Here is a 13,542-nt window from a genome sequence, read left to right on the forward strand (position 1 = left end):
CCCCGCACTCGGGAGGGGATTCACGTCGGGGCGCGAGGCCGCCTTCACAGCGGGTGGCGGCTCTCTCGGCTCGCGGGGCCCGGGCTACTCGTCTCCGTCAGCGCGTTGCGACGAGCGTAGAGCGCGTCTTCGACCGGCGGAAACGATTTACGCCGGGGCGCCCAGCTCCGCCCACACCGTCTTGCCCGCGAGCCCCGGCTGCCGCACGACCCCCCAGTCCAGGCAGAGCCGCTGCACGATGAACATGCCGTGGCCACCGGGGCGCCCCGCGCGGTGCGGGGTGCGGGGGGCCGGCTGGCCGTTGCCCTTGTCGGAGACCTCGATACGGATCACCTTGTTGTCGCAGGCGATCCACATCTCGTCCGGTCCCTCGGCGTGCAGACAGGCATTGGTGACCAGCTCGGAGACGACCAGCAGCACATCCTCGGCGGCGGCCCGCTGGTCGGCGGTGGCGGCGGGCAGCCAGCCCCACGCGTACAGCGCCTGACGGGCGAAGTCACGGGCGAGCGGGACGACCCCGCTCTGGCCCTCGAAGTCCAGGCGGCGGACCTGGCGCGCCGCCGCCGCGGCGGCGGTCGCCGCCGCGGTGGGCTGCTCGGGCCTGAGGGACGGCACGGCGCCCCCGGCGGACGTTCCCGCCGCCGACGCGCCCCGTCCGGCGGCCCCCGCCCCTGGCACGCCCCCCTCGGACGCCCCGGAAGCGCCGCTGGGCTCAGGGCCGCGGTCGCCCGGCGAGTAAGGCCGGGTGGTGCTCATCAGCGCTTCACCTCACCGATTCACCAGTTCAACATTCACACGATTCACAAGTCAGTACGCAGAGTCAGTACGCCTGTACACGTCCTTGCCTGATAGGTCGGTCACAGTCCCCCACCCCCGGTGGCCGACATCACAGCCGACAGTTCCAGGATGTCTCCTGCCCGACCGGGCCGAGGGAACACCCCCGTATTCGGGCCGAATGATGTGACGTCCGATGCAGGACCGGACGCGAGGGGTCAGCCGGAGCCGTCGGGCTCGTCGGCGAGGGCTGCTTCGAGGGAGTCATGGACCGTGAAGACGGCCTCGGCCCCCGTGATCTCGAACACCCGCGCGACGACGGGCAGCATGCCCGCGAGATGCACCCCGCCACCGGCCGCCTCCGCCTTCAACCGCGCCCCGAGCAGCACATTCAGCCCCGTGGAGTCACAGAACTCGAGCCGCGAGCAGTCGACGACCAGTCGACTGAAGCCTTTGCCGAGGCAGTCCTCCAGTGGCTCACGCAACAAATCGGCGGTGTGGTGATCCAACTCACCCGCCGGGGTCACGACGGCACTGGAGCCCTCTTCCCGCACCTCGACCAGAAGTCGGCCAGACTGTGCGCTGCCGACCGTCCCGCGGTCCATGCCGTCTCTCACTCCCGACGTCGTGGCTGCTGACTGACGTTCTCGAACATTACGCCTTCCCTACGCCCTCCAACACCCGAACATCTACACAGAATCGGACATTTCGGACCGGAGCGCACTTGCGGTGGGCTCAGGAAAGCAGGTAGGGCTAGTAGAGACACGTAACCGACTCGGCTGGCTTGGAGGCGCCGCACACCGCAGTGCACGACAGGCTTCGGCAGCCATATGCCGAGAACGATGGAGGACATCATGTCACCCCGGCTCGACGCATCGCATACCCAGAAAGCGACGTCGGCATCCCACCCGGAACATCTGGATCCCATCGAGCGCAGCAGCGACGTAGGTCCCGAACACGCCTTCGAGCATGGCTTGGGACAGGACGACGCACTCGCCGGGCTTCCGGACATCCCGCCGTACGACGAGGTGGGGCCGGTGGACGCACGGGCCCTGTCCAAGACCCTCTTCGAGCGGCTGGAGTCGCTGGAGGAAGGGACCCACGAGTACTCGTACGTCCGCAACACGCTCGTCGAACTCAACCTCGCGCTGGTCAAGTTCGCCGCCTCCCGCTTCCGCTCGCGCAGCGAGCCGATGGAGGACATCATCCAGGTCGGCACCATCGGCCTGATCAAGGCGATCGACCGCTTCGAGCTCAGCCGTGGCGTGGAGTTCCCCACCTTCGCGATGCCCACCATCATCGGTGAGATCAAGCGCTTCTTCCGCGACACCTCGTGGTCGGTGCGGGTACCGCGCCGGCTTCAGGAACTCCGGCTCGACCTGGCCAAGGCCGGTGACGAGCTGGCCCAGAGGCTCGACCGCGCCCCGACGGTGGCGGAACTGGCCGAGCGCCTGGGCCTGACCAAGGACGAGGTCGTCGAGGGCATGGCGGCGTCGAACGCCTACACCGCCTCCTCGCTGGACGCCCAGCCCGAGGAGGACGACGCCGAGGGCGCGCTGGCCGACCGGATCGGCTACGAGGACCACGGCATCGAGGGCATCGAGTACGTCGAGTCCCTGAAGCCGCTCATCGCCGAACTCCCGCCCCGGGACCGGAAGATCCTCTCCCTGAGGTTCGTCGCGGGCCTGACGCAGTCGGAGATCGGCGAGGAACTCGGCATCTCCCAGATGCATGTCTCGCGACTGCTGTCGCGAACCTTGATCAAGCTCAGAAAGGGGCTGACGATCGAGGAATGACCGGCCGAGGAGCCCCGTCTCCTCCGTGCCGACCTGCACTGTGCCCGGTGCCCCGCCGAATTGGTCGGCCGGGCACCGGGCACAGTGCTTTCGGATCTTTCACCGGTCGCCCATGGGTTACCCACAGAAACCCTTTCCCCATGGCTCCCCTTCCTCCACTATGAGCCGTCATACCCGCCGGTAGGTCAGGACTACGAGCGGGTCGCACGGCTGCAAGGAGGCAGGCGGATGGCTCGGGCCTACGACGGTGGGGCGGGCGGCGGGGAACGCGACCTCGGGATCCACGCGGGCGCGTCCGACGCACGGCTCACCGAACTGCTGCGCGCCGACACGGCCACCGCCTATCCGGCACTCCAGGAACTGCGCGCCCGCCACCACCCGCACGTCCTCGCCTACGCCCGGCTGTGCACCCCGAACGACTCCATGGCACGGCAGTTGGCGGCCCAGGCCTTCACCCTGGCGGCCCGTCAGACGGCGCGCGGTATCGACCCCGGCGTCCCCTGGCGGCACCAACTCCTGCTGCTGACCGCCCGGCTGGCCGGCACCTGGGCGATGGACGAGCGGGCGGCGGGCCTCGACCCGGCACTGCTGCTCGTGCTGAACACGGCCGGCCCCTCCGACCCGGTCCCGCCCATGCTCACGGCGTTCCAGTCCCTGCCGCCGCGCACCCAGGGCCTGATCTGGTACGGGGTCGTGGAGCGGGAGCCGGGGGAACGCACGGCCGCCTTCCTCGGCCTCACCCGCGAGGACGTCACCTACGGCACGGACCCGGCGCTCCAGCAGCTGGCCCGGTCCTGTCTGCGCGCCCGTCTCGCCGCCTCCGACGACCCCGACTGCCTCGACTTCGGCCGCCTCATCGAGGAGTCCGTACGGCCGGACAGCCCCCGCGACAGCGCCGATCTGCACGCCCACATGGCGCGCTGCCCGCACTGCACCACCGCGCACGAGGAGCTGTCCGCGCTGCGCGACACACCGCGCGCCGCGCTGGCGGAGGGGCTGCTCCCGTGGGGCGGTACGGCGTATGCGGCGCGCGGTGCGGAAGAGCGGGAGGCCGGCGGCCGTACCGCGGTGGGCAGTTGGACGCGGGGGCGCGGGCCGCGGGATGGCCGACGGTTGGTGCTGGTGTCGGCGGCGCTCGCAGTGGCGTTGCTGCCGCTGGTGGCGTTCCTGGTGGCGCAGGGCGGCTCGCCGGCGCAGGATCCGGTGGGGGCGGCGAGCACACCGGTGAGCGTGCCGCCGGTGGCGGTGACCGTGACGGCCGCGGTGCCGGCGACGCCGTCGTCGTCCCCCTCGCCATCACCGTCGCCGTCGCCGTCGCGGAGCTCCAAGTCCCCCTCCCCCACGAGGAGTCCGACGCCGACGAGGACGGCAAGGCCGAAGCCGCCGCCCTCCCCCACTCACCCGCCGACCGGCACGTTCGCCCAGGTCGTGAACGTCGACTCGGGCCTGTGCCTGGACGTGGGCGGCGCCTTCTTCAAGGGGACGGATGTCGTCACCGCCCCCTGCGGCTCGTCCAGCACCCAGCGCTGGCGGGTCGACACGGCACGTGGCGTGCTCCAGTCGGCCGCCGATCCCGACTTCTGCCTGGACAGCCGGGGTTCGACGGACCGGGGCGTCGGGATCTGGACCTGCGACTCGGTGGAGGGCCGCAACGGACAGAACCTGAAGTTCGTGGTGGACGGCGACGGGGCGATCCGCCCCGCCATCGATGTCGGGACGGCGGTGACTCCGGACGGTGGGGCCGGGGACGGCTTGTCGCTCCAGCCGTTGGGCGGGGGCTCCGGGCAGCGGTGGCGGGCGGGGGCCTCGTGACCGAGGTGCCCCGCCGTCGCGCCGGGCTCAGACCTCGCGTACGCCGCGCCGCCAGACCTGGCTGACCAGCGGCACACCCGGCCGGTACGCCAGGTGCACATGGCTCGGCGCGTCGAGCACGAGCAGGTCCGCGCGGGCACCCGCAGTGAGACGGCCGATGTCGTCACGGCGCAGTGCCGCCGCGCCGCCGGCCGTGGCCGACCAGAGCGCCTCGTCCGGGGTCATCCCCATGTCCCGTACCGCCAGGGCGATGCAGAACGGGACGGAGGAGGTGAAGGACGAGCCCGGGTTGCAGTCGGTGGACAGCGCCACGGTGGCGCCCGCGTCGAGGAGGCGGCGGGCGTCCGGCCACTCGGCGCGGGTGGAGAACTCGGCGCCGGGGAGGAGGGTGGCGACCGTACGGCTGCCGGCCAGGGCGTCGACGTCCGCGTCCGTGAGGTGGGTGCAGTGGTCGGCGCTGGCCGCGTCGAGTTCGACGGCGAGCTGGACGCCGGGGCCGTAGGAGAGCTGGTTGGCGTGGATGCGGGGGTGCAGCCCCTTCGCCTTGCCCGCCGTCAGGATCGCGCGGGCCTGGTCGCCGTCGAAGGCGCCCTTCTCGCAGAAGACGTCGATCCAACGGGCGTACGGGGCACAGGCGTCGAGCATCTCGCCGGTGACCAGGGCGACGTACGCCGCCGGGTCGTCGGCGTGGTCCGGGGAGACGATGTGGGCGCCGAGGTAGGTGACCTCGTCGGTGTGGGCGGCCGCGATGCGCAGGGCGCGGGATTCGTCGTGGGTGGTCAGTCCGTAGCCGGACTTGGTCTCGAAGGTCGTCGTGCCCTGGCGGAGGGCCTCGGTGAGGTAACGGGTGAGGTTGGCCTCGAGTTCCTCGTCGCTCGCCGCCCGGGTGGCCGCGACGGTCGTACGGATGCCGCCCGCGCTGTACTGGCGCCCCGACATCCGGGCGTTGAACTCCTGCGTCCGGTCGCCCGCGAAGACGAGGTGGGAGTGGGAGTCGACGAAGCCGGGGATGACGGCCCGGCCGCCGGCGTCGACCCGATTGTCAGTGGCGGGTGCTTTGCTTTGATCACCGGTCCACACGACGCGGTCGCCCTCGATGACGACGGCCGCGTCCTGGACCAGTCCGATGGGGGAATTGTCACCGAGGGAGGGGTCGTTGGTGACCAGGGCGGCGATGTTGGTGATGAGCGTGCTTGCGGTGCTCGCGGAGTGGGCGGGGCTGACGGTCGTCGCGTTGCTCATGGCGTCCTCGGTTGCCTGGTCGGCGGTGGGGTCGGGTTCGGGGGCGGAGCCGGGCCGCGCGGGTGGGCGGCCCGGGGTCATCCGCGCAGGGCTTCGACGGCGTCCGCGAGGGCTTTCGGCACATCCGGTACGAGGGTGTGGGCCCCGTCCCGTACGACGTGCCGACCTCCCACGACCGTATGCGACACGTCTGCTGCCGACGCGGCGAATACGGCCGTCTCGGCCCCGAGCCGCGGAAGCGGCCCTGCCGTCCTGACCGAGTCGAGCGCGATCGTCGTGAAGTCGGCGAGCGCACCGGCCTCCAGGGTGCCCGCGCCGTCCCAGCCGAGGGCCGCGTGGCCGTCGGCCGAGGCCGCCCGCAGGAGGGCCGCCGCCGTCCAGTGACCGCGCGTACGGGTGCGCAGGCGCTCGTTGAGCTCCATCGCGCGCGCCTCTTCGAGCAGGTCGATCACGGCGTGGCTGTCGGAGCCGAGGGAGAGCGGGGAGCCCTCGTTCTGCAGGGCGACGGCCGGCCCGATGCCGTCCGCGAGGTCCCGCTCGGTGGTCGGGCACATGCAGGTGCCGGTGCCGCTGCCGCCGATCAGGGAGACGTCCTCGGCGGTGAGGTGGGTGTTGTGGACACCGGTGGTGCGCGGCCCCAGCACTCCGTGCAGGGCGAGGAGCTGCGTCGGGGTGCACCCGTGGATCTCGCGGCAGGCCTCGTTCTCGGCGGTCTGCTCGGACAGGTGCACATGGAGCGGGGCCCGCCGCTCCTCGGCCCATCGCGCCACGGTCTCCAACTGGTCGGCGGGCACCGCTCGTACGGAGTGGATCGCCGCCCCGATCCGCGCGTGATCCTGTTCCTTGAGAACTGAACAGCGTTCGGCCCAGGCCTCCGCGTCCCCGTCGGAGAAGCGGAGCTGATGGGTGTCGGGCGCCTGTCCGAAGCCGGAGGAGAGATAGGCGGTGTCGAGGAGGGTGATCCGGATCCCGGCTTCGGCGGCGGCCGCGATCAGCGCCTCCCCCATCGCGTTCGGGTCGGCGTAGGGGGTGCCGCCCGGCGCGTGGTGGACGTAGTGGAACTCGCCGACCGAGGTGATGCCCGCCAGCGCCATCTCGGCGTACACGGCGCGGGCGAGGGCGTGATAGGTCTCCGGGGTGAGCCGGTCGGCCGTGCTGTACATGACCTCACGCCAGGTCCAGAAGGTGCCCGAGCCGACCTGGACGGTGCCGCGCAGGGCACGGTGGAAGGCGTGGCTGTGCGCGTTGGCCAGGCCGGGGAGCGTCAGTCCGCGGAGGATCTCGGCGCCGGGAGGCGGGGCGGGGACCTCGGTGCGGACGGCGGCGATACGGCCGTCGCGGACGTCCAGGGCGACGCCCGGCTCGACGTGGGTGTCGAGCCAGGCGTGCTCCAGCCAGTACGTACGGGTCCGCTGGGTCGGCGTCACGTGCAGGCCAGTCCTTCCAGTACGTCGGCGAGGGCGATCACTCCGGCCACACAGTCGTCCTCGGCGGCGGACTCGGCCGGGGAGTGCGAGACGCCCGTGGGGTTGCGTACGAACAGCATGGCGGTCGGGATGCTCCCGGACAGGATTCCGGCGTCGTGTCCGGCACCGGTACCCAGGACGGGGACGGTGATGTCGGTGTCCTTGCCGAGGATGCGGCCCAGTTCGTCGCGCAGGGCGTGGTCGAACTCGACGACGGGGGTGAAGGACTCACGGACGACGTCGAGGTCGATGCCGTGCTCCTGCGCGTACTGCCGGGCCGCCTTCTCGATGCCGCCGACGACGGCATCGAGGCTCGCCTGGTCCTCGGCGCGGGAGTCCAGCCAGCCCCGCACCAGGGACGGGATCGCGTTGACGCCGTTGGGCTCGACGGCGATCTTGCCGAAGGTGGCGACGGCACCGGCGAGTTCGGCCTCCCGGCGGGCGGCGAGCACGGTCTCGGCGTACGACAGCATGGGGTCGCGGCGGTCCACGAGCCGGGTGGTGCCGGCGTGGTTGGCCTCGCCCCGGAAGTCGAACCGCCAGCGGCCGTGCGGCCAGATGGCGCTGGCGATGCCGACCCGGTCGCCGGACAGGTCCAGCGCCCGGCCCTGCTCGACATGCAACTCCACGAAGGCACCGATGCGGGCCAGCCGCTCGGGGTCGGCACCGATGGTGTCGGGGTCGTACCCGGCGGCCTCCATGGCCCGGGGCAGGCTGACCCCGTCGCCGTCGGTCAGCCGGTGGGCGTTCTCGACGGTGAGCTGCCCGGCGGTGAGCCGCGACCCGACACAGGCGAGCCCGAACCGGGCGCCCTCCTCGTCGCCGAAGTTGACGATGGCGAGGGGCTTGGCGAAGTCCACGCCCCGGCCGCGCAGTTCGTCGAGCGCGGCGAAGGACGACACGACGCCCAGGGGCCCGTCGAAGGCGCCCCCGTCGGGAACGGAGTCGAGATGGGACCCGGTGACGACGGCGTTCCCGGCGGCGGGGTCCCCGAGCCAGGCCCACTGGTTGCCGTTCCGGTCGACCTCGTAGGCCAGCCCACGAGAGACCGCCTGCTCCTTGAACCAGGCCCGGCAGTCGGAGTCGGCACCGGTCCAGGCGAAGCGGCGATAACCGCGGGACTCGGGGTGCCGGCCGATGGGGAGCAGGTCGCGCCACATCTGGTGGAAGGAGCCACCAGGCTGTGGGCGGTCGTTCCGCGGGGCGGAACCGGTGGGCGCGGCCGAACCAGCACCCGGCGACGAGACCTCGGTCCCCGCCGGAGAGTTGCCGCTGCGCCCACTGCCGTTCTGCGTCACGCGTCGTCACCTTCACGCATCGGAACGCGCACGCCCCGCTCGTCGGCGACCGACTCCGCGATGTCGTAGCCCGCGTCCACGTGCCGGATGACACCCATCCCGGGGTCGTTCGTCAGCACCCGGCGGATCTTCTCCCCGCCCAGCTTCGTACCGTCGGCCACCGTGACCTGACCGGCGTGGATGGACCGTCCCATGCCGACGCCACCGCCGTGGTGGATGGACACCCAGGAGGCACCGGAAGCGACGTTCACCATGGCGTTCAGCAGCGGCCAGTCGGCGATCGCGTCGGACCCGTCGAGCATGGCCTCGGTCTCGCGGTACGGAGAGGCCACCGAACCGCAGTCGAGGTGGTCACGCCCGATGGCCAGCGGCGCGGCGAGCTCTCCGGAGGCCACCATGTCGTTGAAGCGCTCGCCGGCCTTGTCCCGCTCCCCGTAGCCGAGCCAGCAGATGCGCGCGGGCAGGCCCTGGAAGTGCACCCGCTCGCCGGCCATCTTGATCCAGCGGGCGAGGGACTCGTTCTCCGGGAACAGGTCCAGGATCGCCTTGTCGGTCTTGGCGATGTCGGCCGGGTCGCCGGAGAGGGCCGCCCAGCGGAAGGGGCCCTTGCCCTCGCAGAAGAGCGGCCGGATGTACGCCGGCACGAACCCGGGGAAGGCGAACGCCCGCTCGTATCCGGCGAGTTGGGCCTCGCCGCGGATCGAGTTGCCGTAGTCGAAGACCTCGGCGCCGGCGTCCATGAAGCCGACCATGGCCTCGACGTGCTTGGCCATCGCCTCGCGGGCCCTGGTCGTGAAGCCCGCCGGGTCCTTGGCGGCGGCATCGGCCATGTCCTCGAAGGCGACGCCCAGCGGCAGGTAGGCCAGCGGGTCGTGGGCCGAGGTCTGGTCGGTGACGATGTCGATGGGGGCGCCCATGGCGAGGAGCTGCGGGACCAGCTCGGCGGCGTTGCCGAGGACGCCGATGGACAGCGGACGGCGGGCGTCACGGGCCTCGGTGGCCAGCTGGAGGGCGTGGTCGAGCGAGTCGGCCTTCACGTCCAGGTAGCGGTGCTCGATGCGGCGCTCGATCGCGCGCGGGTCGCAGTCGATACAGATCGCGACGCCGTCGTTCATGGTCACCGCGAGCGGCTGGGCGCCGCCCATGCCGCCGAGGCCGGCGGTGAGGGTGATCGTCCCGGCGAGGGTGCCGTTGAACTTCTTAGCGGCGACGGCGGCGAAGGTCTCGTAGGTGCCCTGGAGGATGCCCTGGGTGCCGATGTAGATCCAGGAGCCGGCGGTCATCTGGCCGTACATGGTGAGGCCGAGGGCCTCCAGGCGGCGGAACTCCTCCCAGTTGGCCCAGTCGCCGACGAGGTTGGAGTTGGCGATGAGGACGCGCGGGGCCCACTCGTGGGTCTGCATGACGCCGACGGGGCGGCCGGACTGGACGAGCATCGTCTCGTCCTGCTTCAGGCCCTTGAGCGTGCGCACCATCGCGTCGAAGGAGCGCCAGTCGCGTGCGGCCTTGCCGGTGCCGCCGTAGACGACGAGCTTGTCGGGGTGCTCGGCGACCTCGGGGTCGAGGTTGTTCTGGAGCATCCGCAGGGCGGCTTCCTGCTGCCATCCCAGGGCACTCAGTTCCGTACCGCGCGGCGCTCGGACGGGGCGGGGTCCTGACATGGTCTGCCTCCCAGCGGACTGTGACTGCGAACTGTTGAGGTGGATATTCACATCCTGGACTTCTGAATAGAACTAGTCAATACATCTGCGCGCCCGCATGGTCGCGTCCGGGGTGTTTGGCTGGATGCATGGGCTCGTACAACGACATGACGGGGGACGTTGTGGACAACGGAAGCGAGATTCCGGCGTGGGACGCCGAGCGGGCCGCCCGGCGGGACGATGCGGTGCGGGCCGCCGTGGAGCAGGGGCTGCTCGGGCCCGCCGCCCCCATCGTCGGGCTGCTCGACGTCACCGGCATCCGGGAGTCGGCGGTGGCGCTGCGGGCGGCGTTCGACGCGGTGGTGGCGCCGGGCACGCCCGTGCTGCACGCCTTCGCGGTGAAGGCGACCCCGCTGGTGCCGGTGCTGCGGCTGCTGCGCGAGGAGGGCATCGGCGCGGAGGTGGCGAGCCCGGGCGAGCTGGCGTTGGCCCGGGCGGCGGGGCTCGGCCCGGAGACGACGGTTCTGGACTCGCCCGCCAAGACGCCGGCCGAGCTGCGCGAGGCGCTGGCACTGGGTATCGCCGTGAACGTCGACAACCCGCAGGAGCTGGACCGCATCGACGCTCTGATGCGGTCCGCCGCCAGCCGCTCACCGCTCGGGATCCGGGTGAATCCGCAGGTCGGCGGGGGTTCCATCGAGGCGACGTCCACGGCCACGGCGACGTCGAAGTTCGGGGTGGCGCTGCTCGACGAGGGGGCCCGGGAGTGGGTCGTCCGGGCCTACCAGGACCGCCCGTGGCTGACCCGGCTGCACGCGCACACCGGTTCGCAGGGCATTCCGCTGTCGCTGATGGCCCGGGGGGTCGCGGAGGCGTACGCGCTCGCCGAGGAGATCAACCGGCGGATCGGGCGGCGGCAGATCGACACGCTCGACATCGGCGGCGGGCTGCCGGTGAACTTCGCCTCGGACGCCACCACGCCGACGTACGCACAGTACGCACGGCTGCTGAGCCAGGCGGTGCCCGGACTGTTCGACGGGCGCTACGGCCTGGTCACGGAGTTCGGCCGCTCGCTCCTCGCCAAGCACGGGACGGTCGTGGCGCGGGTCGAGTACGCCAAGAGCGCGGGCGGCCGGCCGGTGGCGGTCACACACGCGGGCGTGCAGGTGGCCACGCGGACGGTGTACGCGCCGGGCAGCTGGCCGCTGAGGATCGCCGCGTACGACGGCAAGGGGTGCCCCAAGGAGGGCCCGGCCGTGCTGCAGGACGTGGCCGGGCCGGCCTGTTTCTCGGGCGACCTGCTGGCCGAGGGGTGTGCGCTGCCCTTGCTGGAGCAGGGGGACTTCGCGGCGGCGCTGGACACCGGCGCGTACTACTTCGCGCACCACTACGCGTACAACTCCCTGGCCCGGCCCGGCATTTACGGCTTCGCGCCGGACGACGCCGGGGGCATCGCCTTCGCGACCGTGCGCGAGCCGCAGTCGCTCGACGAGATCGTGGCCGAATCCGGAGGGGCGCACGTCACCGCGCTCACCACCCTTCCCGCGCCGAAGCGCCGTTGACGTACACAGATGCGGAGCCGTAAGCCATACGCGATCAAGTCACGCGAAAACGAGGTCAGTTGACCCACCCTAGTCACTCGGCGCATGTTCCACTGGAAAATGCCCGAACGCTCACTCGCCGCACACACGTTGCGTAGTTTGGCCGTCACTCAGCCGAACCCCAGGCGGGAGGGGAGCGACGGTGCCCGGAATCGACGAGTGCTTGCTGGAGACGATGCGACTGCCCGGTGCCCGGGGCGCCGCGCTGGTCGACTGGACCAGCGGGCTGGCCCTGGGCACCGTGGGCGATCCACCAGGTGGCGATCATGAGACGGCGGCGGCCGAGGCGGCCGAGCTGGCCCGGCTGGCCGCCGAGCAGCAGGCGTTCGGGCCGGAGGACGGCACGGACGCTGTGGATCCGCCCGTGGAGGACGTGATCCTCAGCAACCGGGACAGCTACCACGTGCTGCGGTTCGTGCCGACGTCCTTCGACAGCAGTGTGTTTCTGTACCTGTGGCTGTCCCGCGCGGACGGCAATCTCGCGCTGGCCCGCATCCGGCTCGGTGAGATGGCCGAACGGCTGGTGCTGGGATGACCGTGGTCGGAACCACCCCGCCGCCGCGTCTGCCGGTACGGGACCGCGCGGGCACCCTTGAGCGGTCCGGGAGCGGCGTCTCGCCGATGCTGACCCGGCTCGCGGACGAGAAGGCCACCGGCGTCCTGGACCGCGAGCACGGCACGCTCCACCTGGCCGAGGGCCGGGTGGTGCACGCCGAGAGCCCGCTCGCGCCCGGCCTCGGCATGCTCCTCACGGCTCACGGCACCCTGGACGCCGAGACCTGGCGGGACGTCGAGGAAAGCGCCGACGAGGGGCGGCTGGCGCGGTACGGCGTGACACCGGGGGTGCTGGAGCTGGCCCAGGTGAGCGTGCTGTACGACGCCGCGTACTTCGCGCTCGGCCCCAGCAGCACACCCGGCCGGTTCCGCTACGGCGTAGCGCACTGGCTCGCCGCGGTGCATCCGGTGCCGGTGGCCGAGCTGGAGCGGGAGACGCTGCGCCGCCGCGCCCTGCTGCGGCGCATCTGGCCCGATCCGGCGACCGACGGCGCGCCCCTGATCCGGGCCGACCCGGTCGCGGCGCCCTCGGTGCCGTCCCGGCAGGCCGCGGTGCTGGAGCAGGTGGACGGCGTGCGCAGGGCCGTGGACATCGCGCGGGAGCTGGGCCGACCGGCGTTCCACACGCTGGTGCACATACGGCGGCTGGCCGCTGCGGGGCTCGTGTCCCCGCAGCCGCCGCCCGCTCCGGATCCCCCGCCCGACGTTGCCGTCGATCCCTACGTCGCGCTGCTGAAGAGGGTCAGGGATGCGTTGGAGGCCCTTTGACCGCAAACCGTTCGAGGACCGCGAGCCGGCCGGGTTGCCGCGCCCGTCGCAGCGGTCCCGGGCCGAGAGGAGAAACCTGATGGCGGCCGAGGCCCCGCTACTCGACGAGTTCCGTCGGCTCAGAGCCCGAGTGCCCCAGCTGACCGGGGCGCTCGCGGCCGGCGTGGACGGCCTCGTCCTCGCCCACGACACCCCCGGTGTCGAACCGGACGGCCTCGCCGCCCTGACCGCCGCCGCACTGGGCGTCGCGGTGCGGGTGGCGGACGCGACCGGACGGGGCGACTTCCGCGAACTGCTCGTGCGCGGCACGGACGGCTATGTCGCGACGTACGCGGCGGGCCGTACGGCCGTGCTGACGCTGCTCGCCACCGACGGCGTCAACGTCGGCCGGCTGCACCTGGAAGGGCGCCGCGCCGGAGCCCGGATCGGCGAGCTCGTCGACGCGGAGGCGACCGCGCCTCCCCGGAGGAGCCCTGCCAAGAGCTCCGCCAAGGAGCCCGCCAAACCCATGCCCACCCGCACGAAGAACGCGCGTGCCGCACGCACCACCGCCAACGCGCGCACCACTACCGAGAGTTGAGAGGAACACA

Annotated in this window: 12 protein-coding genes; 6 read left to right on the top strand and 6 right to left on the bottom strand. The window is 72.0% G+C overall.

Annotation, left to right across the window (positions count from 1 at the left end; all coding sequences use genetic code 11):
- Nucleotides 1-147 precede the first annotated feature (147 nt).
- Both ACZ7NC_RS05115 and ACZ7NC_RS05120 read right to left on the bottom strand, forming a co-directional pair.
- The gene (locus ACZ7NC_RS05115; protein ID WP_471485007.1) at nt 148-756 is read right to left on the bottom strand and encodes an ATP-binding protein; all 609 of its coding nucleotides are present in this window, start codon (nt 754-756) and stop codon (nt 148-150) included.
- Between the two features lie 236 nt (nt 757-992).
- Nucleotides 993-1,379 (bottom strand): STAS domain-containing protein, encoded by a 387-nt coding sequence (locus ACZ7NC_RS05120; RefSeq protein WP_471485008.1) that lies wholly within the window; start codon nt 1,377-1,379, stop codon nt 993-995.
- A 237-nt stretch (nt 1,380-1,616) separates the two neighbouring features.
- Between ACZ7NC_RS05120 and ACZ7NC_RS05125 the strand changes: the two genes are divergently transcribed.
- Both ACZ7NC_RS05125 and ACZ7NC_RS05130 read left to right on the top strand, forming a co-directional pair.
- Complete coding sequence (locus ACZ7NC_RS05125) at nt 1,617-2,570, top strand: RNA polymerase sigma factor SigF (protein WP_471485010.1); 954 nt, start codon at nt 1,617-1,619, stop codon at nt 2,568-2,570.
- Nucleotides 2,571-2,798: 228 nt separating this feature from the next.
- Entirely contained in the window at nt 2,799-4,382 is a 1,584-nt protein-coding gene (locus ACZ7NC_RS05130) for a ricin-type beta-trefoil lectin domain protein (protein ID WP_471485011.1), read from the top strand.
- A gap of 27 nt (nt 4,383-4,409) precedes the next feature.
- Here the strand turns inward: ACZ7NC_RS05130 and hutI are convergent, their stop codons facing one another.
- From hutI to hutU, 4 genes are all read right to left on the bottom strand, one after another.
- Complete coding sequence (gene hutI, locus ACZ7NC_RS05135) at nt 4,410-5,705, bottom strand: imidazolonepropionase (RefSeq protein WP_471485013.1); 1,296 nt, start codon at nt 5,703-5,705, stop codon at nt 4,410-4,412.
- Nucleotides 5,702-7,051, bottom strand: a complete 1,350-nt coding sequence (locus ACZ7NC_RS05140; protein WP_471485015.1) for a formimidoylglutamate deiminase — start codon at nt 7,049-7,051, stop codon at nt 5,702-5,704. Before ACZ7NC_RS05140 ends, hutI begins: the two co-directional genes overlap by 4 nt.
- Nucleotides 7,048-8,250, bottom strand: coding sequence for an allantoate amidohydrolase (locus tag ACZ7NC_RS05145; RefSeq protein WP_471485373.1), 1,203 nt, complete (start codon nt 8,248-8,250; stop codon nt 7,048-7,050). Before ACZ7NC_RS05145 ends, ACZ7NC_RS05140 begins: the two co-directional genes overlap by 4 nt.
- 134 nt (nt 8,251-8,384) lie before the next feature.
- Nucleotides 8,385-10,049: a urocanate hydratase gene (hutU, locus tag ACZ7NC_RS05150; protein ID WP_471485017.1), complete on the bottom strand. Its 1,665-nt coding sequence runs from the start codon at nt 10,047-10,049 to the stop codon at nt 8,385-8,387.
- Between the two features lie 146 nt (nt 10,050-10,195).
- Here hutU and ACZ7NC_RS05155 point away from each other — a divergent pair, with 146 nt between their 5' ends.
- From ACZ7NC_RS05155 to ACZ7NC_RS05170, 4 genes are all read left to right on the top strand, one after another.
- Nucleotides 10,196-11,590 carry a type III PLP-dependent enzyme domain-containing protein gene (locus tag ACZ7NC_RS05155; protein ID WP_471485375.1) on the top strand — a complete coding sequence of 465 codons (1,395 nt, stop codon included), beginning with the start codon at nt 10,196-10,198 and terminating at the stop codon, nt 11,588-11,590.
- A gap of 181 nt (nt 11,591-11,771) precedes the next feature.
- Nucleotides 11,772-12,164, top strand: a complete 393-nt coding sequence (locus ACZ7NC_RS05160) for a hypothetical protein (protein WP_471485019.1) — start codon at nt 11,772-11,774, stop codon at nt 12,162-12,164.
- Nucleotides 12,161-12,952 (top strand): transcriptional regulator, encoded by a 792-nt coding sequence (locus ACZ7NC_RS05165; protein WP_471485020.1) that lies wholly within the window; start codon nt 12,161-12,163, stop codon nt 12,950-12,952. Before ACZ7NC_RS05160 ends, ACZ7NC_RS05165 begins: the two co-directional genes overlap by 4 nt.
- A gap of 79 nt (nt 12,953-13,031) precedes the next feature.
- Nucleotides 13,032-13,532 (top strand): roadblock/LC7 domain-containing protein, encoded by a 501-nt coding sequence (locus tag ACZ7NC_RS05170; RefSeq protein ID WP_471485021.1) that lies wholly within the window; start codon nt 13,032-13,034, stop codon nt 13,530-13,532.
- Nucleotides 13,533-13,542: the final 10 nt, after the last annotated feature.

The sequence above is a fragment of the Streptomyces sp. NPDC111802 genome (assembly GCF_055634335.1).